The organism is Streptomyces sp. PA03-1a, assembly GCF_033792805.1.
Classification (GTDB): Bacteria; Actinomycetota; Actinomycetes; order Streptomycetales; family Streptomycetaceae; genus Actinacidiphila.
Genome location: NZ_JARAVO010000005.1, coordinates 21,231 through 47,150 on the forward strand (window position 1 = coordinate 21,231; position 25,920 = coordinate 47,150).

Annotated in this window: 22 protein-coding genes and 3 pseudogenes; 8 read left to right on the forward strand and 17 right to left on the reverse strand. The window is 67.1% G+C overall.

Features of this window, described 5'->3' with window-relative positions:
* Positions 1-190: 190 nt before the first annotated feature.
* The 6 genes from PV341_RS01895 to PV341_RS01920 form a co-directional block, all read right to left on the reverse strand.
* A complete protein-coding gene (locus PV341_RS01895; protein ID WP_500326182.1) occupies positions 191-1,429 on the reverse strand; it encodes an MFS transporter in 1,239 nt (412 codons plus the stop codon).
* A gap of 316 nt (positions 1,430-1,745) precedes the next feature.
* Positions 1,746-2,132: a nuclear transport factor 2 family protein gene (locus PV341_RS01900; protein ID WP_500326184.1), complete on the reverse strand. Its 387-nt coding sequence runs from the start codon at positions 2,130-2,132 to the stop codon at positions 1,746-1,748.
* 511 nt (positions 2,133-2,643) lie between these two features.
* Entirely contained in the window at positions 2,644-4,029 is a 1,386-nt protein-coding gene (gene lpdA / locus PV341_RS01905) for a dihydrolipoyl dehydrogenase (protein ID WP_500356484.1), read from the reverse strand.
* Between the two features lie 262 nt (positions 4,030-4,291).
* A complete protein-coding gene (locus PV341_RS01910) occupies positions 4,292-4,888 on the reverse strand; it encodes a TetR/AcrR family transcriptional regulator (RefSeq protein ID WP_500356485.1) in 597 nt (198 codons plus the stop codon).
* Between the two features lie 249 nt (positions 4,889-5,137).
* Positions 5,138-5,479 carry a GNAT family N-acetyltransferase gene (locus tag PV341_RS01915; RefSeq protein WP_500356486.1) on the reverse strand — a complete coding sequence of 114 codons (342 nt, stop codon included), beginning with the start codon at positions 5,477-5,479 and terminating at the stop codon, positions 5,138-5,140.
* 94 nt (positions 5,480-5,573) lie between these two features.
* Positions 5,574-6,491, reverse strand: a complete 918-nt coding sequence (locus PV341_RS01920) for an NADP-dependent oxidoreductase (RefSeq protein WP_500326190.1) — start codon at positions 6,489-6,491, stop codon at positions 5,574-5,576.
* Between the two features lie 1,229 nt (positions 6,492-7,720).
* Here PV341_RS01920 and PV341_RS01925 point away from each other — a divergent pair.
* A complete protein-coding gene (locus PV341_RS01925; protein ID WP_500326192.1) occupies positions 7,721-8,350 on the forward strand; it encodes a TetR/AcrR family transcriptional regulator in 630 nt (209 codons plus the stop codon).
* A gap of 60 nt (positions 8,351-8,410) precedes the next feature.
* On the opposite strand, the gene PV341_RS01930 is transcribed toward PV341_RS01925, so the two are convergent.
* Positions 8,411-8,716: a GNAT family N-acetyltransferase gene (locus PV341_RS01930; protein WP_500356488.1), complete on the reverse strand. Its 306-nt coding sequence runs from the start codon at positions 8,714-8,716 to the stop codon at positions 8,411-8,413.
* 586 nt (positions 8,717-9,302) lie between these two features.
* Between PV341_RS01930 and PV341_RS01935 the strand changes: the two genes are divergently transcribed.
* The gene (locus tag PV341_RS01935; RefSeq protein WP_500356490.1) at positions 9,303-11,267 is read left to right on the forward strand and encodes a SpoIIE family protein phosphatase; all 1,965 of its coding nucleotides are present in this window, start codon (positions 9,303-9,305) and stop codon (positions 11,265-11,267) included.
* Here PV341_RS01935 and PV341_RS01940 read toward each other — a convergent pair.
* Together PV341_RS01940 and PV341_RS01945 are read right to left on the reverse strand one after the other, a co-directional pair.
* Positions 11,264-11,845 (reverse strand): alpha/beta fold hydrolase, encoded by a 582-nt coding sequence (locus PV341_RS01940; protein WP_500356491.1) that lies wholly within the window; start codon positions 11,843-11,845, stop codon positions 11,264-11,266. The genes PV341_RS01935 and PV341_RS01940 overlap by 4 nt on opposite strands.
* A 39-nt stretch (positions 11,846-11,884) precedes the next feature.
* Complete coding sequence (locus PV341_RS01945) at positions 11,885-12,169, reverse strand: Tn3 family transposase (RefSeq protein ID WP_500356492.1); 285 nt, start codon at positions 12,167-12,169, stop codon at positions 11,885-11,887.
* Between PV341_RS01945 and PV341_RS01950 the strand changes: the two genes are divergently transcribed.
* A complete protein-coding gene (locus tag PV341_RS01950) occupies positions 12,162-12,377 on the forward strand; it encodes a hypothetical protein (protein WP_500356494.1) in 216 nt (71 codons plus the stop codon). The two genes, PV341_RS01945 and PV341_RS01950, sit on opposite strands and share 8 nt — an antisense overlap.
* Before the next feature lie 322 nt (positions 12,378-12,699).
* Here PV341_RS01950 and PV341_RS01955 read toward each other — a convergent pair whose 3' ends face one another.
* On the reverse strand, positions 12,700-14,184 hold the full coding sequence (locus PV341_RS01955) for a (Fe-S)-binding protein (protein ID WP_500356495.1): 1,485 nt from the start codon (positions 14,182-14,184) through the stop codon (positions 12,700-12,702).
* A 324-nt stretch (positions 14,185-14,508) separates the two neighbouring features.
* On the opposite strand from PV341_RS01955, the gene PV341_RS01960 reads away from it, so the two are divergent.
* Positions 14,509-15,486 (forward strand): phosphotriesterase family protein, encoded by a 978-nt coding sequence (locus PV341_RS01960; RefSeq protein ID WP_500356497.1) that lies wholly within the window; start codon positions 14,509-14,511, stop codon positions 15,484-15,486.
* Between the two features lie 21 nt (positions 15,487-15,507).
* Here PV341_RS01960 and PV341_RS01965 read toward each other — a convergent pair whose 3' ends face one another.
* Entirely contained in the window at positions 15,508-16,461 is a 954-nt protein-coding gene (locus PV341_RS01965) for an AraC family transcriptional regulator (protein WP_500356499.1), read from the reverse strand.
* A gap of 157 nt (positions 16,462-16,618) precedes the next feature.
* Here PV341_RS01965 and PV341_RS01970 point away from each other — a divergent pair, with 157 nt between their 5' ends.
* Positions 16,619-17,458: an SDR family NAD(P)-dependent oxidoreductase gene (locus PV341_RS01970; RefSeq protein WP_500356501.1), complete on the forward strand. Its 840-nt coding sequence runs from the start codon at positions 16,619-16,621 to the stop codon at positions 17,456-17,458.
* Between the two features lie 483 nt (positions 17,459-17,941).
* On the opposite strand, the pseudogene PV341_RS01975 reads toward PV341_RS01970, so the two are convergent.
* Positions 17,942-18,199: pseudogene (locus tag PV341_RS01975) on the reverse strand (transposase); the annotation flags it as partial.
* Between the two features lie 164 nt (positions 18,200-18,363).
* On the opposite strand from PV341_RS01975, the gene PV341_RS01980 reads away from it, so the two are divergent.
* On the forward strand, positions 18,364-18,768 hold the full coding sequence (locus PV341_RS01980) for a type II toxin-antitoxin system PemK/MazF family toxin (protein WP_500356502.1): 405 nt from the start codon (positions 18,364-18,366) through the stop codon (positions 18,766-18,768).
* Positions 18,769-19,061: 293 nt separating this feature from the next.
* Here PV341_RS01980 and PV341_RS01985 read toward each other — a convergent pair.
* Positions 19,062-20,299, reverse strand: a pseudogene (locus PV341_RS01985) (IS701 family transposase).
* Between the two features lie 209 nt (positions 20,300-20,508).
* Between PV341_RS01985 and PV341_RS01990 the strand changes: the two are divergent.
* Positions 20,509-20,916, forward strand: a pseudogene (locus tag PV341_RS01990) (IS701 family transposase); the annotation flags it as partial.
* 545 nt (positions 20,917-21,461) lie between these two features.
* On the opposite strand, the gene PV341_RS01995 reads toward PV341_RS01990, so the two are convergent.
* Positions 21,462-22,130 carry a Type 1 glutamine amidotransferase-like domain-containing protein gene (locus tag PV341_RS01995; protein ID WP_500331958.1) on the reverse strand — a complete coding sequence of 223 codons (669 nt, stop codon included), beginning with the start codon at positions 22,128-22,130 and terminating at the stop codon, positions 21,462-21,464.
* A gap of 91 nt (positions 22,131-22,221) precedes the next feature.
* The gene (locus PV341_RS02000) at positions 22,222-22,635 is read right to left on the reverse strand and encodes a hypothetical protein (protein WP_500330824.1); all 414 of its coding nucleotides are present in this window, start codon (positions 22,633-22,635) and stop codon (positions 22,222-22,224) included.
* A gap of 408 nt (positions 22,636-23,043) precedes the next feature.
* Between PV341_RS02000 and sigJ the strand changes: the two genes are divergently transcribed.
* Positions 23,044-24,003, forward strand: a complete 960-nt coding sequence (sigJ, locus tag PV341_RS02005; RefSeq protein ID WP_500331960.1) for an RNA polymerase sigma factor SigJ — start codon at positions 23,044-23,046, stop codon at positions 24,001-24,003.
* Positions 24,004-24,015: 12 nt separating this feature from the next.
* Here the strand turns inward: sigJ and PV341_RS02010 are convergent, their stop codons facing one another.
* Positions 24,016-25,002 (reverse strand): nitrilase-related carbon-nitrogen hydrolase, encoded by a 987-nt coding sequence (locus tag PV341_RS02010; protein ID WP_500331961.1) that lies wholly within the window; start codon positions 25,000-25,002, stop codon positions 24,016-24,018.
* A 341-nt stretch (positions 25,003-25,343) separates the two neighbouring features.
* Entirely contained in the window at positions 25,344-25,793 is a 450-nt protein-coding gene (locus tag PV341_RS02015) for a MarR family winged helix-turn-helix transcriptional regulator (RefSeq protein ID WP_500356504.1), read from the reverse strand.
* Positions 25,794-25,920: the final 127 nt, after the last annotated feature.

The following is a 25,920-nucleotide window of genomic DNA, read 5'->3' on the forward strand; positions in this document are numbered from 1 at the left end:
ACCACGAACCGTACAGGCTTCGCTCGATGGGGGCATGGCACCCAACGCGTAGGCGCGCTACCGCCCGTAGGGGTGGGAAACCGCATTTCCGGTGGCAAGTTCCCGGTTGCCCTCGCAGTCATGCGGCGAGCCCACCTCATTGCCTGCTCATGACCGGGTGACGCCGGGATGGCGGCGAGGTTCGTCGTGATCACCCACCACGACGGCTGATCCCGGTCATGTCGGTGTGCGGGTCGCGTGCAGCGAGGACGCTGAAGAAGGTGGCGACGATGGCGAGTACGGCGTATCCGAGGGCGATCTGCGGTAGTGAGAAGGCGTTCGAGAGCTGGCCGGAGATGAGGCTGGGGAAGGCGGCTCCGCTGTAGCAGAGGAGGTAGATGGCGCTGAAGATCGGTGCCCGGTCGGCGAGGGTGCTGCCGTGCAGCAGGCCGCGGGTGGCGGAGCTGATGGCGATGCCTTGACCGGTGCCGGCGATGATGGTCGCGGCGATGAACAACGCCAGTGTGCCTACGGCGATCGCTGTGATGATGCCGATCCATCCGGCCAGGAAGATGACCATGCCGATTCGCTGGGCCGCCGCGGAGGTGAACCGGCCGCCGATGGGAGCGCCGAGAACGCTGGGGGCCATGTAAAAGGCGAACAACAGGCCGAGGATGAGCGGGCTGTGGGTGTGGAACTGATCTGCGACCAGTGCGGGCACGAAGGCCTGGTAGAAGGCCCCGGTCGCCCAGGTCGCGAGGAACACCGCGGCGGCGACAGGCAGCAGATGCCTGACTCGGACCGGTATGCGGACCCGGGGTAGCAGTGATTGCCGAGCGCCCGGCGTCGGCTTCGCGGTTTCCGGACTGATGACGATGAGTGCGGCAGACAGTACGAGGAATCCGGCGCAGACCAGGTAGATGAGGTGGCGTGGCCAGGGGCCGAACTGGACCAGGGCGCCGGAAGCGATGGCGCCGAGGGTGAGGCCGAGCATGGGCCCCTGGCTGGAGGCGACGGAGGCCAACCATTCCGGTCTGGTGGGTGCGGCGTCGACGATGTAGGAGGTGAGGCTGCTACTGGCCACCCCTGTACCCACACCCATCAGGAGCCGGCCGGACAGCAGGGTCACGATGTCGTGCACGTTCAGCAGGAGCAGACAGCCCAGCAGGAGCAGGCCGAGACTGGCGATCGCGGTGGGCCGTCGGCCCAGATGACCGGACAGTCGTCCCAGCACCAGCAGTCCGGCGATGGTGCCGACGGAGTTGCTGACGACGGCCAGTGAGATGCCGGCGTTGGTGAACCCGTCCTCGGCCCGGTAGGTGTTGAACAAGGGGATCGGTGCGGCCGACGCGGCAAACGAGGCCACCAGGGAGACCACTGCAGAGGAGAAAGCCAGGTGGAGCGATCTGCCCCGGCGGGTCAGGTTGATCACTGGTGCCACGTCCTGCATCGAGCAGTGCCTTTCCATGAGTCGGTGAGTCGGGTCCCGACCCGACCGAAGTCCTCGGGCGCTATTCGTCTGCTGCGGCCGGGTGTGCGGGAGAGGATGACGGGGTCGTGGACTGTTCGCACACGGACAGCGTCGGCGTGGCCTGCGTTGGCGGCCACACCGGCGCCGATTCCACTGGTGGTGTTCGCAACCTGTGCCGACGTGCGTGAGCGCTGGAGTGAGGTCGCGTCGTCTCGGCCCATTGCCGTGTCGTGACGTGCCTGCGCGCATGGCCCCCACCTGGAGCGCGACCAGCAGCCTCGACCGGGTGGTCGGGTCAGGTGCCCGGGGCGATCGCACAGGCCGAGACGCAGACCCAGCCACCCTCACGCTTCTGGTACGTGTCCGTGTACAGGGCTTCCTGAGCCGCTCCGTCGGCGAGCATGGTGTAGGTGGCGCGGCCGTGGACCAGGGCAACGTCACTGAGGATGCGGACCTTGACGTCGTGCACAGCGAGATCCTTGAAGGGCCGCGGCTCGGCGATGTATTCGAGGAACTCGGCACGGTTGCGCGTGACACCCGGAGTCTGCACGACGAAGTCCTCGGCGAGCAGCTCGCTGAAACGCTGGACGTCGTTGAACTGGTCGGAGTGGACGTAGTCGTTGTTGAGCTGCTCGAGGATCGCAAGATCTTCGATGGACTGCTTGGTGTTGGTGTCGTTCACTTTCTTGTTCCTTCCCTGCGTGTTGCGGCGTCGCTGCAGGTGGGCTGTTGTTTCGGTGCCGTGTACGCCGTGCCGGCGCGCACGGTTGCGGTCTGTCGATCACGTGCTGGTCGACGCGGCGAACGAGGCCGTCAGGGAGACCACCGCAAAGGGGAATGCCTCGCGTTCGCCATGGAATGCAGCCGTCGCGGTCCGGATGCGGAGACAGACGCCTCTCGCGCGCCGCGGCCCCTTCGGCGCCCGGGCCTTGCACTTTCCTCAAGCTTCGCAAAGACGAAACGGGACTGTCAAGTCCTCTTAGTTCTAGGATTGCCGATCACGGACCAAGAAATATGCAGCTCAGAGGCATCTCGCCCGAGAGCAGCGTCGTGGAGTATGGACCATGTAGCTCTTCGTAGAGGTGGCGACCGTGGACGGCACGGTCTGGCGGCCTGCGGTCGGCCCGGACCCTGTGCAGTACTGGGACCACGACTGTTGCGCATCGCGGTCGCCGGGCAGCACTTTCGCAGGGTCAGACGTGCGAGTGCAGCGGTTTGCCTGTGAGCGCGAGAGCCGCCTCACCGAGCGCCTCACCCTGTGTCGGGTAGGCGTGGACGAGGCCGGCGACGTCCTGAGGACGCGCTTCCCAGTTGTAGATGAGCTGGGCTTCCCCGATCTGCTCACTGATCCGGTCGCCGATCATGTGCACACCGACGACTGCCCCGCCCTTCCTCCGGACCACCTTGACGTGCCCTTCCGTTCTCAACGTGCGGCTACGGGCGTTGGTCGCGAGGTCGTAGACGACGAAGTCGACGTTCTCGGCCCCGTACGCCTGCTTGGCCTTGGCCTCCGTCAGGCCGACCGACGCGATCTCAGGGCGGGAGAACGTGACGCGCGGGACGCCGTCGTAGTCGATCGGCACAGCAGCCTTCTTGGCCACTCGTTCGGCGACGAGGATGCCCTCAGCGAAGCCGACGTGTGCAAGCTGCGGGGTGGGGACCAGGTCTCCGATGGCGGAGATGGTGGGGACGCTGGTGCGCATGTACTCGTCAACCAGCACGTGCCCCTTGTCCATGACGACGCCGGCCTCCTCGAAACCCAGGCCTTGGGAAACAGGGCCTCGTCCGACGGCCACGAGCAGGAGGTCGGCTTCCAGCGCTTTGCCGTCCGCCAGACGGACGCGGATGCCGTCCCGTGTGTACTCGCTGCCGACGAAGGGGACACCGATGTGGAGGGAGATACCCCGCTTGAGGAACTCCGTCTCCAACCGGCTGGAGACGGTCTCGTCCTCCGTCGGGACGAGGTGTGGCAGGGCCTCGACAACGGTGACCTGGGCTCCGAACGACGACCACGCGGAGGCGAACTCGACGCCGATCACTCCGCCGCCGAGCACGATCACGGACTTGGGGACGTGGTCGAGGGTGAGAGCGTGGTCCGACGAGATCACTCGCCGTCCGTCGATCTCCAGTCCGGGCAGGGTTCTTGGAACGGACCCGGTGGCGAGTACGACGTGGCGGCCCGTGAGTCGGCGGCCTCCGACATCGACGGAGGTCGCCGATGACAGTCGGCCCTCTCCTTCCACATAGGTGATGCCGCGTGCGTCGACAAGACCGGTGAGCCCATTGCAGAGGCTTGAGACGACGCTGTTCTTGTAGGCGTGCAGGGCGTCCATGTCGATGCCTTGAAAGGACGAGCGCACCCCCACGTCGCGCGCCCGGCGGGCCTGATCGGCCAGTTCTGCCGCGTGCAGCATGGCTTTGGTCGGGATGCAGCCGTTGTGGAGGCATGTGCCCCCGAGCTTGTGGCGTTCGACCAGGGCGACGCTGAGCCCGAGTTGGGCTCCGCGCAATGCGGCTGCATACCCGGCGCTGCCGGCCCCGAAAACGACCATGTCGTAGGGCTCTTCGTTGTCGCTCATGTCATCGCTCCTTTGCGGTCTGCCGGGTGGTTGCCCGGTCGGCGCCGCCCCCCGGTTGTGGCGGCACTGCTCGTTTTGCACTCCACCCCAAGGGAGTAATCAGTCCATGTTGCGAGAAACCGCAAGGCCTTCTTGCGGAGAGAGGGGGGGAGGACCGGACGGCGCGTGTGCCGTCCGTACTGGTCACGACCTGTGGCGTGCACGGGCAGCAAGCCCGCACGTCCAGGCCGAGCAGCTCTCGTACTGCCTCGTGCACCGCGTGTCAGCCCACGGTGTACGTCTTCACGTGGGCTAGCGCCATATCCATGGCGATGCGCATCGGTTCGACGTCGCGTGTCATCTGGGCGAGCAAGTAGCTTCCCTGCAGTGCGGCCATCACGGACACAGCGAGCTTTTCAGGATCGGCCTCCTCCTTGAGCGAGCCGTTCTCCTGCATCCGGCGCAGGCCTGCCGTGATCAGCTCCTGCCATTCGCCGAACTTCTCAGCGAGCAGGTGTCGGGCCGCGGGATCGTGAGGCGCGCGGGATCCGACGAGTGCACCCAGAGCGCACCCGTAGGCTCCGTCCTGGAGAGAGTTGAGGCGGATGATCGATTCGTTCCAGTGTTCCAGGGCCTGGAAGGAGCTCATCCGTGCCAAGTGCTGTCGGTCGCGATCGAGGATCTGCTGGGCACGCAACTCGATCACACTGCGTACAAGCTCGTCCTTGTCCGGAAAATGACGGTAGAACTGGGACTTGCTGGTCCTGCTCACCGCTCGCACGTCATCCAGGGTCACCGAGTGGACACCCTTGACGTAAAAGAGGTCTGCAGCGGCCTGGATCATGCGAACACGCGCTATGGCTCCGCTGGTGATCGCCATTCTCTGCCCCTTCTGAGAGATGTGGAATCGATGGCGACGCGTGAGGGCGCAGTCCGGGGCGTACCGCTGGCGCCGGCCATCGAAGCCATGCGGCACCCGGTCCCATCTCCTGCCTTGCCGGCCATGGGTGACTTCCTCACCGACACCGGCTTGCCGGCGGCCTCCCTCGGCCCACCGCTCGCCGACGTCACCGCCTGCTCGGCAGCCAGGCTTGCGCCGCCGCATCTCGTTCCGCCGCGGGCGGGCGCCTCAGTTGCGGGCATCGTCGACGGCCTGCGACCCGGGATCGAGGATCTCGCGGAACTGCGGGTGCTTCTCGATGAAGCGATCCACGACGGGGCACCGGTTGGTGACTGCCGCGTGTTCCCTCACCAGGTCGGACAGCGCCTCGTGGATCAACGCGGTCCCCAGGCCGCGGCCGCGGTAACCCTCCTGGACGTACGTGTGCGTCAGGCTGTACTGGCCGCCCTTGCGCTCGTAGGCGAGCAGCCCTGCATAGTTGCCGTTCTCTTGAACCTCGTAGAACCTGTTGTCTTCGTCCTTGAGGACTCGGATCGAGCCGCTCACGTCAGTCCACAGCACCTTGGCCATCGCTGTTCCTGTATCTGTGCTGGCTCCGCCTGGATGACGGGGCCTGTCGATCACCTAATGGACTAGATCGTCCTCTTGGAGGGTTGATGAGCCTTCAGCGGACGCGGATGATGGTCTTTCCCCTGACCCGCTCGGTCGGATTGAAGGCCGCGACGGCATCATCGAGGGTCGCGACGTTGCTGATGACCGTACGCAGCCGTCCGTCCCGCACCCGCTGGACCACCTCACGCAGCTGGAGGCGATCAGGCTCGACAACGAAGTCGATGGCCAGGCCGTCCGCAGGTCGCGCCTCCGGCGGGCCGGCGATGGTCACCAGCGTTCCTCCGGCTCGAACCAGGCTCGCGGATCGCTTCCCTACGTCGCCACCGATGACGTCGAAGACCAGATCAACTGCGCCGACGTCTTCGAGTGTGTCGTTGTCCAGGTCGACGAACTCCGTCGCGCCGAAGTCGAGCACCGTCTGACGATCGGCGGCACGTCCGGTGCCGATGACGTAAGCACCCGCCTCGCGCGCTAGTTGCGTGACCATCGATCCGACTCCGCCGGCCGCACCGTGCACGAGGACGCTCTGCCCCGGCTGAAGACGCCCAAGCTCGAACAGGCCCTGCCACGCCGTCAGGCCCGAGATCGGCAGGCTCGCGCCCACCGTGAAGCCAACATCGCCGGGCAGCGGCGCGAGGTTACGTGCTTCGACGGCCGCATACTCCGCCAGCGTGCCGTCGCGGGTCCAGTCCGTGAGGCCGAAGACTCGCTGTCCCACGGACAGCCCCGTCGTGCCATAGCCGAGGGCACTGACCACTCCGGCGAGCTCATGACCGGGGATCGATGGTGTGCGGTCGCGGCCCAGGCGGTCCGTCCAGTTCGAAGGCCACGTCAGCTCCCCTGGGGTGAATCCGGACGCATGAACCTCAACAAGCACATCGTTCCCTGCCGCCTCGGGCGTGGGGCGCTCCACCAGCCTCATTCCGGCCGTCCCACCCGCGGCCTGATCGGTCACCACAATCGCCTTCATCGGGTACTCCCTGCATCCCGTCGCCGTCCGCGCGCCACGCACGCCCATCCACAAAGGAAAGTGAACTAAAAGGTCCACAACATTGGTCCGATCTGAACTCTAACAGCATGCTCAAGTCGATGACTGGTCGAGATGGTCCCGTTCCAAGGAGACCGGGTCAGCCCCGCTGACGCCTGCAGCCGGGTCTCCGGGACGATGGCGACGAAGGACAGCCCTGGGGACCGACCCGCCGCCCATACGGACGGTGCCGCTGGCAGCCGACGGATCGCCTCTACGCGTCACCGGTCTCCGCGGCCGGCCACCAAAGCGCCCTGGCGGCGATGAGCGGGCGGCTGGTCACCGGGGCCGACGCGGAATCTTGCGCTGCTCGACTCGCAGCAGGTGGGACGGGGACTGCGCCATACCCCACGCGTGTCCGGGGTCAGGGTTTGATGAGCACCTTCAGGCTCCTGCGGTCCGCCATGCCCTGGTAGCCGGTCGGGACGCCGTCGAGGCCGGTGCTGGGGTCGCCAGCGCCGTGCATGAGTGCTGCGCGCATCAGTGATGCTCCTCTTTCAGGTGGTGCCTGCGGGAGCGATCGTGCGTATCGGCTGGCCTCCGAGCGGAGAATGCCGGCGAGGGGCGTGCGGCGGCCTTCCATGTCGAGCCGGGTCCGCCCTGCTCCGCATCCGCACCCTTCGCCAGTGATCACACAGCGCTACCATCGACCACGGAACAGAGTCGTGTTGGTGCGGAGCAACAGCCGCCGGTTGGACTGCGCAGCCCCTCGACCACTGCAACCAGAGTTGCCACTCCGCCCGGAACGCCACCGATAATCGCCGGTTATCAGCTCCATAAGACGTGGAGCCCACCGCCCTCTTCCCTTATGACGCAAGCGAGAGGACCATGCAGTCCATCTAGTGACGTGCCTGCGAATGTCGCCATCGTCGGGGTTCTGACCGCGCTCACGGGAACCTGATGCGTGCCGGCGCGGGCTGCTGCCCAGAAGTCATCGCGAGGGGAAGTGAGGCCCACATTCGAGCGTTCCCACGGTTCGCATCCAGTGAGAGGCAGAGGTGGTCCATGTGACAGGCAAGTCACGAAAGTCACGCGCACCTGCGAAGGCCGCACCTCATGCGCTCGACGCCCCGGTGGGCACGGAGCAGCCGACCGGTACCCCCCAGCGTGGGTCGGCAGCACTCTCAGACTCTTCCGCGGACCCGGTGATCGCTCGTAGTAATATCGGGCACATGTCCGTAGATGATGCTCCTAGGCAAGAGCGGCGCCTGACCTCGCGTGGGGCTGTCACCCGTGACCGCATCATTCAGGCCGCTGCCGACCTTTTCTACGTGAGGGGCGTCAACGCGGTCTCACTCGACGACGTACGAGCGACGAGCGGGACGAGCAAATCTCAGCTGTATCGCCACTTCGCGGACAAAGACCAGCTTGTCCACAGCGTCATCGAACTGCGGGCCGGTCAAGTCCTGAACCGTGATCGCCAAATGCTGGAGCGGATGAATTCCCTTCGCGCCCTGGAGCGATGGAGCGACAAGGTCATCCATCTCAACTCTTTGCAGAACGGTGCCTACGGGTGCGCGTTGGGCTCGCTCGTCAGCGCGCGGGCGGCGCAGGACCCGACGTCGAGGAGCAAGCTTGCCGAGACGTTCGCTGACTGGCAGCAGCTCATCTCGGCAGGCTTGAAGCGCATGCAGGAAAACGGCTCGCTCCGCCAAGAAGCAGACCCGGAGCAGCTCGCCACCGCTGTCATGGCCGCCTTGCAGGGTGGCTATTTGCTGGCCCAGACCGCCCAGGACGTCGAGCCGATGCGCGTCTCCATGCAGATGGCGTTGAGCTACGTCCGCTCCTACCTCGTGGACTGAGCCGGATCCTCGGCTCGATGCTTTGCCACGCAGGCGGGCAGTTGACGGCCGGCCGGCTGGTCAGCCCGATGAAGGCGAGACCCAGGTGCCCGAATGTTTCGCGTCGACCAGGCTGAGGTATTCGGGATTCTTGCGTATGAACCTGTCGACGACTGGACAATAATTTGAAATGGTGTTTCCGTGGATGTGCAAGAAGTCCAGGGTGCTCTTGATGAGAACGTTGGAGAGACCTTGCCCGCGGAATGCGTGATAGATGACAGTGTGCATCAACACGCGTCGATTGCCGATCGATCGATAGCCCATGTGACCGACCGTCTCACCCGCTACGGAGATCTCGTAGCGATACTCCCTCTCGTTGTCGCTCACCACCACAGACGATTCCGCGTCTGAAAAAAGACCGTCAGACATCTCAGCCCTCCAGCCCATCGCGAAAGCCCCATAGTGGGAAAGTTGCCAGAAGTCGATCGGCGGCTGCCGTGAGGAGGTTCAGCCTCTGGACGAGTTGCTGTAGAGACCGCCCACCCTGGCTGTCGCGCAGCGCGATTCAGCCTAAGCGAAGTGGACGAAGTAGTCCAGTCTGAGTACGAGTCGGCATCCCGTCGGCGCAGCTGCGACCCGCGAAGGACGGCTGCACCCCGAGGAGGGGTCACCCCTCCGGATCCTGCGCGGAGCGGCACCGGACACCCCATCGATGGCACGCAGAGGCCGCTCTACCGAGCCGCCGGCCATGGCGGGCACGCAGACCGCGGTCATGCCGCTCTCGACGACGCCCCAAGGGCCGTTCACGAATTCCACCCCGGCGGCAATCTCCTCACAGGTAGACCATCTGTCGGCTGGGCTACCGACCGGCTTCGCGCCCGGCTCCCAGCGGACGCGACCTGCCCTGCGGCGACAGATAGGATTATTACGCCTATCGGGGTGATATCACTCGATGATGGTCAGGGAGCGGCAGATGGACGCCTCGGACGAACTCCTGCAGAGGGCCACACCGTCGGCTCTTTTGGCCCTGGACGGTGTCATCCGCCGCCTCAACACCGCAATGGCCTCAGCGCTTGGCAGGCCAGAGGAACGGTGCGTGGGTCGCGGCTTCAGTGACCTGCTCTCCGAAGATCAGCGGATCTCGGCCCGGAGCCTGCTGGCGCACGGGGCGACGACGAAGCGGCTCGCAATGCGGGTGCTGGAATTCCCTGGGACGGGCGAAGCGTCTGTGGTCTGCCTGGTCGAGGCGCGGCCGGTGACGGACCCCGCAGATGGCAAGCGGCTTGTGTGGGTGCACTCGTTGGACGCGCGACATGACCTGGGCGCCCTGCTGATCCCGTTTGACCTTGCAGCCAAGGCCGCCGGCCTTGGCCTATACATGTGTTCACCCGATGAGCACCAGATCGAGTGGCTGGGTGGCGAGCCCGCTCTGGCCACGCTCTTCCCGCAGGCGTCCATGTCCCTGCCCATGGTGATCCGGCGAGTGCACCCCGATGACCGAAAGGACGTGCAGCGGCTCGTGCGCTCGTCCGTCGCCCAGTCCCCGTGGATCAGGTCGCGGTTCCATACCGAGCATGACGGCTGGCGCATGCTGGCCAGCCAAGCCCGCCGGATCACGCTGGGATACGGCGGTCCCGAACGGGTCTTCGGGGTGATCCGCGACGAGTCCACCGTGGAGGCGCACCGAAAGGACATGCTGGCTGCGGTGAGTGCTGAGCGGCGGCGCGCCGATGAGATCGCCGCGTTCTCCTCCGCCCTGTTCACTGCCGCCACCGAGCAGGAGTTGCAGCAGGTGGTCCTGACTCGGCTCGCCGCGGCTTACGGCGGTTTCGGCGCCCTCTTCGCGCTCGTCGACGACGGGCGCCTGCGGGTCTCCTCGGATGCCGGGATCCCCACATGGCAGACCGATGCCCTGCTCGGTCTGTCGCTGGATGAGGACCGGCCGTTGCCCTGTGCGATCCGTACCGGTCAGCCGCAATTCATCGCCAGCCGGGAGGAGCTCGCGCGGTGTTGGCTGAGTGATTCAAGTACGGCCCAGGCACCGCCTGGCCCCGATGTCGCCATGTCGATCACCCCCCTCAGCCCACCGGGCGACCGACCACTCGGGGCCTGGGCAGTGACGTACGACAGCAAGCGCCCTCCTTCCCTGGAGAAGCTCGCCTTCATGACCACTCTGGCCGATCTGGCAGGCCAGGCCCTGAGGCGCATCAGGTTGCAGCAGGCCCACGTCGAGCTGTCCACGGCGGTCCAGCAGAGCATGCTCCCCACGCTGCCCGAGCACCTCCCGGGCCTGGAGGTCGCCGTCCGCTATCAGCCCAGCCGGGACGGGCTCGATATCGGCGGAGACTGGTACGACGCGTTCTTCTTGCCCGACGGTGCGGTCGCACTCGAGATCGGCGACGCCCAGGGGCACGACGTCGATGCCGCGGTTTTCATGGGACAGGTGCGCTCGTCCATGCGTGCGATCGCCGCCCACGAGCCCGAGCCAGGAACGGTGCTGACACGCACCAACGAGTTGCTCACCACGATGGGCGCACCACGCTTCGCCAGCTGCACCATGCTGCACGTCGATCCGCGTGACGGTCAGGTCATCGGCACCAGCGCAGGCCATGTTCCGCTGCTCCACGCACGCGACGACGGCAGCCACTGCATCCGCACACTTCCCGGAGGACCCGTCCTGGGAGTCCTGCCCGATGTCGACTACCCCGAGGAGACCTTCACCTTGGAAGAAGGCACCGCGCTGGTCATGGTCACCGACGGCCTGGTCGAAGGGCCGGGACTGACGCTGGAAGCCGGACTGGAGCGAGCGGGAACGCTGGCCGGCCGCGCCCTGCACGACCGGCTCGACATCGAGGCGACGGCAGATCTCATCCTCAACGCCGTGGTCGCCGTAGACCACCTCGATGACGTGGCCGTGCTGGTCATCCGGCGCACCTAGGAGGTGCCGGCTCGGGAAGGATCGCGGCCGTTGGGCCCAGGTGCGATGGGGGCTTCCATCACGGCCATGCGGCGCACCTCCGACGGCCACTGCGCCGCGTAGGCGTAGGCGACCCACACGCCGACATCGTGGCTGACCACCTGGATGCCGTTGTTGAGTCCCAGCTGCTCCAGCAACTGATGCACGTCCTCAGCCAATTGTGCGGCCTGGTAACCACTCTTCGTGACCTGTGAGTTGCCAGTACCACGAAGGTCGACGGCGATCACGGTGTGAGTCATGGAGAGCGGGCCCATCTGCTGCCGCCACTCGGCCCATGTCTGGGGGAACCCGTGGATCATCACCACGGGCGAGCCTTTGCCGCCCTGCATGTAGTGCATACGGAAGCCGTTCACTTCCGCGTACTCGGACCGAAAACCATCGGGTGGTTGGGATTGCGGGTAAGTCGATGGCGACGGCTCCACCATCGAACTATGCCGGCGGCTTTCTCCCCACCCTTCGGAACCCGAGGTGACGGAGATTTCCAGGAGGGTCTTCAATGCCGTGATGAGCCTGTCGGTCTTTCCCATTCCGATGCTCATTGATGCACCTACTCGGAGTCGCTACCTCGTCATTCCACACTAGTACTCCAGCCGTAGATCGTGATCTTCATGCCTGACGGCGACGGGCAGTAAGCGGAATCCAGGTATGCGAGGTAGACCTACCGCTCTGGTGATGTCGAGCCTGCTGTCCATATCGAGGTGACATCTCCCGTACGGGTCGGTGTGGGACCAGAACAGCGGGGACAGCCCGCGCCCGTCTGCGGTGGTGAGCTTCCCGGCCCACTGCGGGTCGTGGAAGGCTGCATGGAGAAGCTGGGTGTTGATCAGGACCATGCTGGATTGCCGGAGATGGGGTGTGAGCATGGAGACCTCGGCGTGCTCGCGTGTCTGCGCCGGTGAGGACGCTCTCGCGGCCGTAGAAGATCTTGTCGTTGGCGGAGTTTCACTCCTCGACGACCTGCAGTCCGCTGTTGACCTCGCGGTGAAGGTGCTCATCAGCGAGATAGTCGCAGGCGAAGACGGTCCTGACCGCCCACCCGAGTTTTTCGGCTTCAGGAATTCGAGGCCGTGACCGGGGCGTGTACCGGTGGTTCTGGATATCGATGAGGCCTCTCCGGAGCGTTGGAGGGGCCTCACCTGATCATGCGGTCGGATCCGTACCGACTCCGTCCGTCGGGTTCGAGGCGGCCGGGGGTGTCGGCCAGAGGTCGGTCGGCCGCAGGCTACCTGCTGGATCTCCCGGCGCAGCAGCTCCAGGTTCGCCGCGCTCAAGGGGCCCGCCTTGACCTGCCGGCCTCGCGGGCCGAAGGGCGGTACCTGCGGTCAGGGGCACCTGGCGCGACCCGCACCGCCGGGCACCTGACAAAGGCCACGATGGCGGGCGGGTCCGAAGATCAGTCGTCCGGCCCGGCACCGCCTGGCTCGCCATGCGCAGGGGATCCATCGCTCGGCGCATCGGCTGGGGGGCGGGTCATTTCTTCCAGGAGGAAGACGAAGGATTCGTACGGGCGGCCGGTGGCGTGCCGCAGTCCCATCTCGCACGTGCGGTTGGCCGACAGGTAGGCGTCGGCGGGGGTCCGGTCCAGGGCGGCCTTCTCGTCCCGTGTCGCGGATCGGACGAGTTCGGGGTGGAGGAGTCCTCTGTCGCCGGCCGTGCCGCAGCAGGTGGTGCCGACCGGTACGAGGACTTCGGCGGCGAGTTGTCCGGCGATGGCTTCCAGGGTCTTGCTCAGGCCCAGGTGCGCCGTCGAGCAGGTGGGGTGCACGGCCACCCGGTCCACCTGCCCGGTGACGGTCAAATGCGGGAGCAGGTCGGAGCACCAGGTGATCGCATCGAGAAGGGTGATGCGCTCGAGCCGGGCCCGGTGTTCGTCGTCGAGGTAGTTCTTGACGTCGTCGAGCAGGCCGTTGGTGCACGAGGCGGCGTCGATGACCACGGGAAGCGTGCCGTGTCCGCTCCAGGACCACAGGGCGTCGCAGGTGGTCGCGGCCATCCATGCGTGTCCGCGGCTGTAGCCCTTGCTGCTCCATGGGGTCGAGCAGCACTTGCCGGCCACGTCGTCGGGGATCCACAGCGGTTTGCCGGCTCGTGCCGAGACCTCGACCAGTGCGTGCTGCAGGGACGGGTGCCGCGGCATTCCGGGGTCGCGGCCGAAGATGCGGTTGACGCAGGCCGGGAAGTACACGGCCGCCGCTCCATGGCGGGATGTCGGCGGTGGCTTGCCCACCGCGGCGCGCGGCATCGGTCCCGGGACGGCCGGCATGAGTTCGTTGCTGATGGCGAGCCGCGCGCCGGCCGTGAGGCCCGTGAGGGCCTTCGAACCGACGGTTCGCTGCACGATGTCGGCGGCGCCCATGGCGGTACGGGCGAACTCCTCCACGGTCGCCCATCGCTGGGCGATCTTCAGCGCGACCTCATCGCGCTGCTCAGTCGATTCGTCCCGCCGGAATTCCTTGCTCAGCGCGCCGGTGTTGATGTGGACGGGGCACGGGAGCGCGCAGGTGCCGTCGACAGCGCAGGTCTCGATGGCGTCGTACTCGTACTCCGCCTGCAACTGGGCCAGCAGCGGGGACCCTTCCGCCTGCCGGGCCATCTCCCTGCGCAGCACGATGCGCTGGCGGGGCGTCGTCGTGACGTTCCGGCTGGGGCAGACGGCCTCGCAGTACCCGCACTCGATGCAGTGGGTCGCGACGTCCTCGATGTCAGGGGTCGACTTGAAGGACTTGAGATGGATGGTGTCGTCGCGGGTGAGGACGACGTCGGGGGCGAGGACGCCGTACGGGTCGGCGAGTTCCTTGATGCGCCACATCATCCCGGTGGCCTTCTCGCCCCATTCGAACGCCCCACTCTCCTCAACGTCGGCACGACTCCGGTCCACGAGACGGCGTCCCGCCGTTCCTGACCGTTCGGGACCCATCGTCGCGGCGCTCCAAGAGGTCCGGGCCGCCGCACCGAGGAGCCGCCGCCCCAGCCCGGGCCGTTACGCCCGGGCCGTCCGGACTGTGCGTCCACGGGAAAGAAGTGTGCGCCGCCGCGAAAGACCTCTCCGGCGGGATGCCCCAGAGTGGACGGTGTGCCGACGGGCGGGCTGTGCCCGGGTCAGCGGTGCGGCCGGCAGGACCCACCACGACCGCGACCCCGTCTCGCACACGTCCAGCCGATGCCGATCGTGCGACAGCATGAGCCCGAAGGACTGACTTCCATGACTCCGCCCTCCCAAGTGCACACCGTCCGCGGCCCTGTGGCGGCCAGCGACCTCGGGACCGTCCTGATGCACGAGCATGTCTTCGTCCTGAGTGAGGAGTTCCGGCAGAACCTCCCGGAGACCTGGGACGAGGCGGAGCGCGTCGGCGACGCGGTCAACCGGCTGAAGGCCCTGGCGGCCACGGGCGTCACCACGCTCGTGGACCCCACCGTGATCGGGCTGGGGCGTGACGTCACCCGGGTCGCGGCCGTGAACGAGCGGGTCGACATCAACATCATCGCCGCAACGGGCATCTACACCCTGGGCGACATCCCCCACTTCTTCCGCTTCCACGGCCCGGGAACGCTACTGGGTGGCGCCGAGGGGATGACCGAGCTGTTCGTCCGGGAGCTCACCGAGGGCATCGCCGAGACGGGGATCAGGGCCGCCTTCCTGAAGTGCGCTATCGAGGAGGAGCTCACCCCGGGCGTGGAGCGGGTGATGCGGGCGGTGGCGCAGGCACACCTGCGCACCGGCGCGCCGATCACCGTGCACACCAACGCGACCGCCCGCACCGGCCTGGTCGCCCAGGAAATCCTGCGGAGCGAGGGCGTGGGCCTCGGCGCCGTCGTCATCGGCCACAGCGGCGACACCGACGACCTGGGCTACCTGCACCAGCTGATCGACAACGGCTCGTACGTCGGCATGGACCGCTTCGGCCTCGACATCCTGCTGCCGGGCGACCAGCGGGTTGCGACCGTCGCCGCGCTTGCACGGGAAGGTCTGGCGGACCGCATGGTGCTGTCGCACGACGCGTCGTGCCACATCGACTGGTTCCCGCCGGGCGTGCGCGAACAGATCGCGCCGGACTGGCACCACACCCATCTTCACGACACCGTCCTGCCCGCACTCCGCCAGGCCGGCGTCACCGAGCAGCAGCTCAGTACCATGCTGGTCGACAATCCGCGCCGCTACTTCACCGCCCCGGGCGACTGACCCGCCGAGGTGGAAACAGGCTCACCCCAGGTCTGCCGTAGGGGCGAAGACGCCGTGTCTGGCATCACGGGGCGCCATGCCGAACTCCTGCCGAAACGCGGTACTGAACGACGCATGGCTGCCGAACCCACAGGAGTGAGCGATCTGCCCGATGGAATGCCCGGCCCAGCTCGCGTCGGTCAGTCGGGTCCGGGCCAGGTGCAGCCGTTCACGGCGCACGAGATCGCGCGGGGTCGTACCGGCTGCACGCAGCACCTGCTGGATGTAGCGGGTCGACCAGCCGAGCGCCCGTGCGATGTCGGCGACGTCGAGGTCGTCGTCGCCCGCGTGGCGGCGGACGTAGCGCCTGATCTCGGCCTCGACTGTGGCCCGCTGCCCCGTCGGCGCCGAATCGGTCGCGCCTTCCGCGGCGAGGCACACCAGGTCGAGCAGCCGCTCGCAGGCGACGTCGAAGGTCGCCTCCGAGAACTGTTCCCGCTCCTCCTGCAGCGTGGCCACCATCGTGCGGATCACCCGGCCCAGGCCGCTTGTCCCCTTGAGGGTCCGCGGCTCACGGGCCAGGGCCGGGTTGCGGTGGGCGACCTCATGCCCGGGCACGATCAGCGCGATCGACCGGAAGTCGTCGTCGTGTGCGAAGGTCACCGGCCGGTCCATGTCGCACAGTGCCATACGGCCCGGCTGGAGCTCCCCCGAGGACGTCCCTTGCTCCACCCAGGCAGTCCCGGCCAGGGGGACGAGCAGTTCGTGGGTGCCGCGGGGGTCAGCGGCGATGTGCCGGGCGTCCCGGACGACCGTCTCCTGGCCGCCGCTGCACAAGGCGATGGCGTACGTCCGGGACTGCTGGGCTTCCAGGAGTCCCCTCCATGGCGCCTCGCGGTCCATGACCGTGATGCGGCTCGCCCCGTGCAGACCGGAGAACGCCTCGCTCCAATCGCTCAGCGCCGGTGCGGACGCAGCTGCAGTCCATCGGTACATGCGCCTTCCCATCGGCTGTGCCGGCAGCGGAAGCAACCACTTGGTCACCCCGCGACCGCGCCCTTGCGACACGTCGATGTTCACACGCCGCGGCAATCAGAAGTTACACCTTCACGGACATGCGCCACGCATGCAGCCAGAGAAACGGAGACCTTCCATGCCGAAAACCATCGTTGTCACCGGAGCCAGCGACGGTATCGGAGCCGCGGGCGCCCGCCGGCTGCACCGGGACGGCCACCGAGTCGTCATCGTCGGCCGCTCACCCGAGAAGACCTCGAAGATCGCCGACGAACTCGGAGCGGACCGCTTCCTCGCCGACTTCACCAGCTTGGCCGACGTCAGGAAACTCGCCGCGGACCTGGACGCCGCATACCCGCGTGTGGATGTCCTGGTGAACAATGCCGGGGGAATCTTCGGCGATCGCGAAAAGACCGTCGACGGCTTCGAGAAGACCTTCCAGATCAATCATCTGGCGCCGTTCCTGCTCACCAATCTCCTCATGGACAAGCTCCTGGCCGGCAAAGCATCGGTCATCCAGACATCCAGCGCGGGGGCTCGTCTGTTCGGAAAGCTCGACATCGACGACCTCGACCACGACCACGGCTACTCCGCGCACCGGGCGTACGGCACGGCCAAGCTGGAGAACATTCTTTTCACCAAGGAACTGCACGCCCGATACGCGTCCCACGGTCTGTCCGCTGCCGCCTTCCATCCCGGAGCCGTCGCCACCAACTTCGCCACCGGCAGCAAGAGCTTCATGCGCCCCATCTACAGCAGTCCGCTCAGCCGGCTGGCCATGGTCAGCCCCGAGAAGGGCGCCCGCCAGCTGGTATGGCTCGCCGAGACCACTCCCGGCGTGGACTGGCACTCCGGTACGTACTACGAGAACGGCAGGCCCGCTCGACGCACCAACCCGCAGGCGGACGATTCCGACCTCGCCCGTCGGCTCTGGAACCGTTCCGCCGACCTCACCGGGTTGGACATCACGGCTCCGTGACGGCGGCCTCCCCCGCGGACCGGGGCCGGTCGATGGGTGCGGCGCCGGCGCCTGTCCGCCGCCGGAGTGAGCTGCACCCCGTCATCCGGCCGCCCCGGGTGACCGGCGCGGAGGCGTGGTCGCCGGGCTGCGGCAGAGCGCGGCGCGCGGCGATCTCCGACTGCTGAACCTCAACGATCCTCGTCGCAAAACCATGACCTCTTCCGCAGCGGCCTGTACGGGTTGCGCGGCCTCCTATGGCAGCCCGACCGGACTGCCTTCCGGGAATCTCTACGAGTAGGTGCCATGACCTTCGAAATCACCGAGTGGCTTGTCGACGGTAGTGGCTGGCCTGGGATCGGGCCTGGTGGCGGCGCCGCCAGTCGGACCCACCGAGCCGGTGGGCGGCATCGTGGACGGGTCGGACAACGAGTGTGATGAACAGGCGCTGGATCTCGTTGCAGGTGAGCGGAATGAGGGCATCGGGTGCGGGGCGGGTGTGCTCGTCTCGTCGACCACCAGTACCGCCTGGTCGTCGTGCAGGTGGTCCACCACGTAGTCACACACATCGTCGCGGACCCGGTCGGCGTCCCACTTGGCCCGCCCCAGCAGATGCTGCATGCCGTCCGGGGTACTCTCCCCGGCCCATTCGGCGATGGTCCAGCAGTTCTTGCGCGGCAGGTCCGACAGCAGTCCGAGCACCAACTTCCGGACCCGGAACCGGGGTTCGACCCGTGCGAACCGTCCCGCTATCCGGCTCATCAGGCCCTCGAACGCCTCCTGCCAGCGGGCAGGGTCTATGCTGTGGCCTCGGGCCACCGCGTGATCGTTTGTCTTCACACACCGATGATCAACGGGTGGCCGCACTCGTCTCCACAGCGCGTCGGGGTCGCGCAGCGTCCGGCCGTCCTGTGTCAGGAGGACATGTGCAACGTGGCGAACTCTGGTGGGTGAAGTTCGATGAGCGGCGGCCGGTCGTGCTGCTGTCGGGAGACGACGCGTCCGGGATCCGGGTGATGCAGGTCGTCGCTCGGGCGGGTGTCGACATCACCGGTCTGGGCGTCGAAGTGGCAGTGGGCGCCGTGGAAGGACTGCCCTTTGAAGGCGTGCTTCGGTTCGCGTTCCCGCGTCCGGGCTTTACCCCTTGCACGTGGCTGACCACCGTGTCCCGGGACGACCTGATCGAGCGGGCGGGCGCCCTGTCCTCCGCGAAACTCAGCGAGATTGAGAACGCCCTCCGTCTCGGTGAGCAGGCGAAGGAGTGGACCCCGGCGACGACCGCGAAGCTCAGCGAGATAAGGAACGCCCTCCGTCTCGGTGGACTCGGGTAGGCGGAGAAGGAAACGAACGCCCGCGACGGGGTGGTCGGTCTCGGCCAGATGATCGACGCTGCCAGCTGCCTCCTCGGCGCCCCTCACGATCGAGATCACGAACTACGGCTGGAGTACTAGTACTCCAGCAGCGTTTCGCTATGTGGCCTGGTGACAGGCGCCGTTCGGAGTGTAGGGCGGGGGTTGTGTGTCGGGGGCGGTCTTGCCGGACCGCCCCTCCATCGAGTGGAGTCGTCGCCTGTAGTGGCAGTGGCGGGCGATGGCCTGGTGTCTGCGCCGCCAGAGCGACCAGCTCACCGTGTGGATGCGAAGCTGCCGGCCGGGTTGGGGCGGGCAGCGAGTTGCCAGGAGCCGGCGGACTTCTGCCACGGTGAGTGGGACCAGGGTGCCGGAACCGTTTCTGCATCCCCCTTTGCCGCCGCTTGAGCTGCGGTGGCCGCGAGAAACGCGTGGGCGAGCATGGCCAAGGTGATGTGCCGGTACCAGCCGGTGTAGCGGCGGACTTCGTACTGGTCCAGGCCGCATTCGTTCTTCGCGGCCTGGAAGCATTCCTCGATGGCCCACCGGCGTCCTGCGACCGTAACGAGTTGGTCGATGCCGGTACCCACCGGGGCATAGCCGAGGTAGTAGGCGATCTCATCGGGCTTGGTGATGCTGCGCCGCGCCAGCGCCCAACGCTGATGTGTGGGCGTGTCACCGTCGAAGTCCTCGATCGCTGGGATTTGGACGGCCGCCCAGTGGTAAAAGCGAGGACCCTTGGCGCCGTTGCCACACGAGCGCTTCTCCCACGCCTCCCGCGGAGCCTGTGAGAACAGGTAGTCGATGCGGCCGAAGCGAGGCACGTGCTGAGATTTCGGAACGGCAAGCACGTAGCCGACGGCGGCTTCCTCCAGCAGACGGCGAAAGCGCCATTCCTGACCGTAGGCGGAATCGGCGGTCACCCAGGCGATCGGCAGCGGTGAGGCAAGGGCCCGCAAACCATGGTCTTGGCCAGTTCGCCCTTGGTGGCGAAGGCCCGGTCTTCGGGGACCTTCGCAGCGCGGCAGCGCTGGGAGTCGTCGGTCCATGACCTGGGCAGATACAGTTCCCAGTCCACCAGGGCCCGGCCGCGGGTGGTGGCGTAGGCGGCGAACACTCCGATCTGGCAATTCTCGGTGCGGCCGGCGGTGCCGGAGTATTGCCGCTGCACGCCTGCGGAGGTGGTGCCCTTCTTGACGAAGCCGGTGTCGTCGATGATCAAGACGCCCTCGGCGTCTCCGAGCTGTTCGGCAACGTATGCCTGCAGGTCGTCGCGGACTTCGTCGGCTTCCCAGATAGCCCTGTTCAACAGCCGCTGGAAGCCGTCGGGTGTCCGATGGCCGGCGAACTCGGCCAGTTGCCAGCCGTTCTTTCGGCTGACCGGACCGAGCAGGCCACGGGTGTCGTCACGCATCCTGCGGCGCAGGTCAGCGCGGCCGAAACGATGGCCAATACGGAGGAAGAGCTCGTCGAGTTCCGGGTCCCAAGAAGCACCCGCAAAGTCGTCGATCACGCCAGGAGACTGCCCCGACCACGGCGCGGCCACGTGGACCACGTGTCTACCACTGGGCAGCAGTACGGCTGCCGGCCGTTGCCGAGTTCGACTACCAAGGCGAGATCCCCCACTGGATGCGGTGGGCTATGGCCCGGCGCAGTATCCGCAAGCCCGACGAGATCGCCTACTACCTCGCCTACGCTCCCCTGGGCACCACCGTCCAGGAGTTGGTGCGGATCGCCGGGACGCGCTGGGCGATCGAGGAGTGCTTCCTGGCCGCGAAGAACGAATGCGGCCTGGACCAGTACGAAGTCCGCCGCTACACCGGCTGGTACCGGCACATCACCCTCGCCATGCTCGCGCACGCTTTCCTGGCCGTCACGGCGCACCAGGTCCGGGAAAAGGGGGCGGAACCGATGAGGCGGCCAGGACCATTGCGCTCACAGTGGCGGAGATTCGGCGACTCCTGGCAGCTTGTCTCCCCCCGATCCCCGCAGCTGCCTGGACACCGAGGACGACACCACGCGCTGAGCTGGTCGGACTGGCGCCGACAACGCCAAGCAGTCGCCCGCCATTGCCACTACTTACGTCGCTCTCGCATGATCGAGGGGCGGCCTACCGAAAGCCACCCTTGACCTTTCCGCGGCCCGCTACACTCCAGCCGCCCAGTGAAACCCGCAGGTCAGACAGCGAAATCCTGCTGGAGTACCAGACGTGTGGGTACGGTGAAGCCACCCATCGGTCCGGCACAGTACGTTGCCGAAGGCCTCAGCCCACATGTCGTCCAATACCCCTAGGAGTCACTGCCCGGCGGGTGCGGTGGTACGACGCGTTCTTCTTGCCCGATGGTGCGGTGCCGCTGGAGATCGGCCACTCACGTAGGAGGGCGTCAACCCCGCGGCCCGTACGGCGACGTCGAAAAGGGCTGGCGCGTGTCGGCGTAGGCGATGACAGGCGAACTCACCGAAGGCGAAGACTTCCTGCGGTCGCCCCGAATTGCCGTCCCGGCGGGTGCTGTAGCGGGCCTCGAAGCGCCCGCGCACGTTCACCGGATAGGTGTGGCCCGGTTTGCGTCCCATTTCCTGTGCCTCCAGGACGCCCGAGTCCCGCATCGGCTCCGCATCAGCGCGGCCCGTGGGCGCCGCACTGCCCTGCCCGGGACTCTCCACCAGGAGCTGAGTCACGGATGGAACCGCCACCGGCCTTCGGAGACGACATCCTCCTTGCCGTCCCTGACGCGAACGGCTGTCTCGTCGTCGATGAAGTAGATCGGAAAGTCCGCCCGCGCAACGATGCGATCAGCCCAGGCGTCATCCCGCTCGGGAAAATCCGGCGAGTACAGGTGGGGCTTGAGATACCAGTCGAAGAGGCCGAACGGCGGCTCCACGTTCGTCGCGCCGAGTACGTGGAGGTCCGCAGTGTCCCCGATGACGTCGGCGGAATGCCCGGTGAGATGACGACTGAAGATCATTGATCCGGCGCTGACCCCCACATAGACCCGGCTCTCCAGCGCCTCAAGGAAGCCGTCGGCCAGACCGTTGCCGGTGATGCTGCGCGCAAGGTGGTAGTGGCTGCCGCCCTCGACATAGATGACGTCGGCGTGGAGCAGCCGGTCGAGCACCATCTGCCGGGGCAGGCCGTTCAGCTCCAGGACGTTGAACTCCCGCCAGCCGAGGCCGTGCAGGCGGTTCACGTCCTTGACAACCCACCCGTGGTCCCCGGGCTCGGCGACCGAAGCCGTGGGAACGAACACGACGTTCGCCGATCCGAACGGCTTTCCCAGCATGTCCCGCAGCGCATCTCGCAGCGTCTCGTTGCGCAGGCCACTTGCCGTCAAGAGAAAGTCCATCCGGTGAGCCAAGCACGACTGGCGGGCGCGCGCAACGAACATCGGATCCACCCCCTCGTAGCCGACGGGGCCGGACGGCCCAACCATCGGCTCAGGACTCGTCGGCGAGGAAGTGCTCGGCGAGGGGGGTGCCGGCGAACTTCTTGTTCATCTCGCGGGAGAAGAGCAGCAGCGTGTTGCGCGGCCGATGGAGCACCGCGAGTTCCTGGGCCTGCCCGTCGGCGTTGCAGGTGACCGTGACGACGACCTTCATGGGCTCGCCGAGGACCGCGGCGTCGTAGATCTCGAGGAAACCGTTGTCACCGAAGTCTCCGGTGAAGCTGAAGTCCTGGAACTCGTACAGTTCGCGGGCCTTGACCACGATGGCGCGAACCGCTTCCGCGCCACGCGCGGTGCCGTTCATGGCGGCGCCTTCCAGCGTGACGTCGTCGGCCAGGTTGTCCAGCCACCACGGGTAGTAGCTGAGTCCCTGGCGGTCGGTGTCACTGCTTTCCGCGTTCGCCATGTCGTGTCTCCTTCGAAGATCCGGCCGGAGCGGGCTTGCGTATCGATCGGTTGCCGGTGATTCCGGCGAGAGATAGGAGCAGATGCTCTCACCTGGCCGAGGGCAACCCTGCCGATCCGGCCCGCGCGGGGTGAGGCCCGTCAGGGACCTCGACACTGAGAGTATATGCTCCTATTGCTGAGGCCCGGCGAAACCGCTGGCCACATGTCGCTGGACGTGCCGGCACCGGCGCAAGCGCACGCTGCCGCCGAGGCGACATGTGCGCCGAACCCTGGAGCGCGACCGACAGGTCTGCACGACATGGGCCTCTCCCAACATGTACTCCCCGTGCAGGGAGGTGCCCACCTGAACACCGGGGCGAAGGAGGCCACGTCGATGGACGCGAGTCATGCACCCAGGCCACCTGGGATGCTCGAGAACGAGTGGGAAACCCTCCGGCCCGCCGTCTTCGGAGCGGCGTACCGCTTGCTCGGCAGCGTCGCCGATGCCGAGGACGTGGCCCAGGACGTATGGCTGCGGGCAGCCACAGCCGACCTACGCGACGTCCGTGACCTGCGGGCCTGGCTGGTCACGGTGGCAGCGCGACGGTCGTATGACATCCTCAAGTCCGCCCGCGCCCGCAGGGAAACCTATGTCGGGCCGTGGTTGCCGGCGCCCCTGCTGACGGGGCCGGACGCCTCCGAGCCGGTGTTGGTCGACGAATCCGTCGGATCCGCGATGCTCGTGGTGATGGAAGAACTGAAGCCGCCCGAGCGTGTGGCCTTCATCCTCCATGACGTGTTCGGTCTCGAGTTCAGCCGCATCGCCGACGTGCTCGGCATCTCCGTGGCGGCCGCCCGACAACTCGCCTCACGAGCACGGCGGAAGGTGGCCGGGGCCAGGCAGCGCACCGTGGGCGCCTCCCGGGCGGAGCGCGAGCGCCTCATCGCCGCCTTCCGCAGCGCCTACGAAGCGGGGGACATGGCCGGCCTGGTGCGTCTGCTGCATCCCGATGCCGTATATGTCACCGACGGTGGCGGCAGGGTCGTCGCGGCGCGCAAGCTCATCCGGGGCGGCGCGCGCATCGCCATGGTGATGATGCGGGCGGGGCGCCTGTTGCGCGCGGACAGTATTGAGGCCATCGAGGTCGGAGGCGAGCCAGCGCTCCTCCTCCGCAGGGACGGGCGAGCCGTCTCCGTAGACACGGTGGAGATCAAGGACGGCCTGATCACCGCGTACCGCAGGGTCCTCAACCCGGACAAGCTTGCGCACGTGCCCTCCGAGGACACACGGTGCTCCGCTCGACCAGCGTTCTCCGCGAGGCCGGCCGGTCCGGACGCGCCGTGGCACCGGAAAGGAGGCGTGCCCACCAGCGGCAACGCCTCCTGACGCGGGGTGGCCTCAGACTTCCGAGTGCAGGCCGTCGTTGGGTATGTGGACGCGCTGGACCGGCGTGTGCGTGCTGCGGTCGAGCAGCGGTGCGGTGGGTGTGCGGTCGATCTGCAGGCTGAGGAATTCGGGGCGGCTGTAGTGACCCCGGGCGTCCATCAGGCGCTTGCGCCGGTCGATCATCGTGAGGTCCAGGTCGGCGATCACCTCTCCCTCACCCGAGGTGAGCGGTTCGCCGATGATGCCCCCTTCGGGGTCGACGATGGCGGTGAAGAACCCTTGGGAGAACACCCCGGCCGGGGCACCGGTGTCCGCCGCGAGCTGCGCCCGCTGGTCGGCGTCGAGCCAGGCGGTGGCGTTGACGACGAAGGCGGCTGCCTCCAGCGCGTGCTGACGGATGGCCACCTCCATCTGCGGCGCGAACAAGGGGCCCCCGAACGCGCCGGGGAACATGGCGGCGTGGATCTGCTCACCGTCGGCGATCAGGGCGTAGCGGGCGAGGGGCTGGTAGTGCTCCCAGCAGGCGAGCTGGCCGACGCGGCCGACGGCGCTGTCCACGGCACGCAGCCCGGAGCCGTCGCCCTGCCCCCAGACCATGCGCTCGTGGTACGTCGGCGTGATCTTGCGGCGGCGCTGGAGCAGCGTGCCGTCTGCGTCGAAGAGCAGCTGCGTGTTGTACAGGGAGTCGCCATCACGTTCGTTGACGCCGATCGAGACGACCACGCCGGCTTCGCGGGCCGCCGCGCCGATCGCATCCGTGTCGGCGGACGGCACGGTCACCGCCTCCTCCATCAGCCGCAGGTGCTCCTTGGCCATGGTGTAGGGCGGCTGGACGAAGGAGAAGTAGGGGTAGTACGGGACAACGGTCTCCGGGAAGACCGCGAACCTGACACCTTTCCGTCCCAGCTCACGGATCTTCTCCACCACCTTCCCGACCGTGCCCGCACGGCTGTAGAGCACGGGGCTGATCTGGACGGCAGCTGCCTTCACAAGGGTCATGACGTGGTTCCTTCTCGCGATGCGGGGTCAGCGATCTCTCGGCGGTTGCGGTGACCGGAGGCGGGGCTCAGTCGGCACGGGAACCGGCCTCTTCAAGGGGCCTGGAGTCGGGGAAGGCGCCGAGCTGCGCGCTGACCAGTTCTGCAGGCGGCCGCGCCGGGCCACCATCTCACAAATAAGAGCATATGCTCCTATTTACGGAAGGGCAAGGCGCCAACACGCCCTTGCCGGCCTTCACGCACCGCGGCGGATCCGAGGTCCTCAGCGCGGAAAGACCTCGCCTGTGGGCGACGGCCCCATGGACAGCCGCGCGACCGCCCAGCACGGCGCAGTCGCAGTGTTCACTCAGCCCAGGGATCGAAGCCGGTGTCGAGGACGGCATCGAGGAAGGCGCGCATCCTGGCCGCGTTCTCGGCACCGAACTTCTTCTCGAATTCCGCCTGCACCCCCTCCCACCGCGGGAGTGCCGCCCCCATCCGGGCCAGGCCGGCGGGCGTGACGGCGACGATGCGTGCCCGGCGGTCGGTTGCCGACGTCTCGACGGTGACGAGCCCCTCGCGAGCGAGGGGCTTGAGGCTGGAGGCCATGGTCGTGCGGTCCATGGCGATCACGTCGGCGAGGGCGGTGATCGTCATCTCTTCGTGGACGCTGAGCTGCTGCAGGATGCTGAACTGCGTCGCCCGAAGGCCGAGCGGGGCCAGCGCCTTGTCGTACGTCGCGCCGAGGTACCGTGACGCTTTCCGCAGCGCCAGGTTGTTGCACAGGTCCGCTTTCGACGTAGCACTTGTCATTGCGTCCTCCACAGGCTTCCCGTGCACTATACGAGCATCTACTCTTAATTGGGAAGGTCCACCACCCGTGCCGATGCGGGGCCGGGCCCCTCCTCCGGAATGAGCCAGAGCACACCGCATCGCCCTT

What these genes read in the sequence shown, in the direction of transcription:
- PV341_RS01895 (WP_500326182.1), bottom strand. Translation starts at nt 1,429, where the DNA reads ATGCAGGACGTGGCACCAGTGATCAACCTGACCCGCCGGGGCAGATCG.
- PV341_RS01940 (WP_500356491.1), bottom strand. Translation starts at nt 11,845, where the DNA reads ATGAGCATCGGAATGGGAAAGACCGACAGGCTCATCACGGCATTGAAG.
- PV341_RS01960 (WP_500356497.1), top strand. Translation starts at nt 14,509, where the DNA reads ATGACTCCGCCCTCCCAAGTGCACACCGTCCGCGGCCCTGTGGCGGCC.
- PV341_RS01920 (WP_500326190.1), bottom strand. Translation starts at nt 6,491, where the DNA reads ATGAAGGCGATTGTGGTGACCGATCAGGCCGCGGGTGGGACGGCCGGA.
- PV341_RS01910 (WP_500356485.1), bottom strand. Translation starts at nt 4,888, where the DNA reads ATGGCGATCACCAGCGGAGCCATAGCGCGTGTTCGCATGATCCAGGCC.
- PV341_RS01925 (WP_500326192.1), top strand. Translation starts at nt 7,721, where the DNA reads ATGTCCGTAGATGATGCTCCTAGGCAAGAGCGGCGCCTGACCTCGCGT.
- PV341_RS01945 (WP_500356492.1), bottom strand. Translation starts at nt 12,169, where the DNA reads ATGCTCACACCCCATCTCCGGCAATCCAGCATGGTCCTGATCAACACC.
- PV341_RS01935 (WP_500356490.1), top strand. Translation starts at nt 9,303, where the DNA reads ATGGACGCCTCGGACGAACTCCTGCAGAGGGCCACACCGTCGGCTCTT.
- PV341_RS01965 (WP_500356499.1), bottom strand. Translation starts at nt 16,461, where the DNA reads ATGTACCGATGGACTGCAGCTGCGTCCGCACCGGCGCTGAGCGATTGG.
- lpdA (WP_500356484.1), bottom strand. Translation starts at nt 4,029, where the DNA reads ATGAGCGACAACGAAGAGCCCTACGACATGGTCGTTTTCGGGGCCGGC.
- PV341_RS01995 (WP_500331958.1), bottom strand. Translation starts at nt 22,130, where the DNA reads ATGGACTTTCTCTTGACGGCAAGTGGCCTGCGCAACGAGACGCTGCGA.
- sigJ (WP_500331960.1), top strand. Translation starts at nt 23,044, where the DNA reads ATGCTCGAGAACGAGTGGGAAACCCTCCGGCCCGCCGTCTTCGGAGCG.
- PV341_RS02010 (WP_500331961.1), bottom strand. Translation starts at nt 25,002, where the DNA reads ATGACCCTTGTGAAGGCAGCTGCCGTCCAGATCAGCCCCGTGCTCTAC.
- PV341_RS01970 (WP_500356501.1), top strand. Translation starts at nt 16,619, where the DNA reads ATGCCGAAAACCATCGTTGTCACCGGAGCCAGCGACGGTATCGGAGCC.
- PV341_RS02000 (WP_500330824.1), bottom strand. Translation starts at nt 22,635, where the DNA reads ATGGCGAACGCGGAAAGCAGTGACACCGACCGCCAGGGACTCAGCTAC.
- PV341_RS02015 (WP_500356504.1), bottom strand. Translation starts at nt 25,793, where the DNA reads ATGACAAGTGCTACGTCGAAAGCGGACCTGTGCAACAACCTGGCGCTG.
- PV341_RS01915 (WP_500356486.1), bottom strand. Translation starts at nt 5,479, where the DNA reads ATGGCCAAGGTGCTGTGGACTGACGTGAGCGGCTCGATCCGAGTCCTC.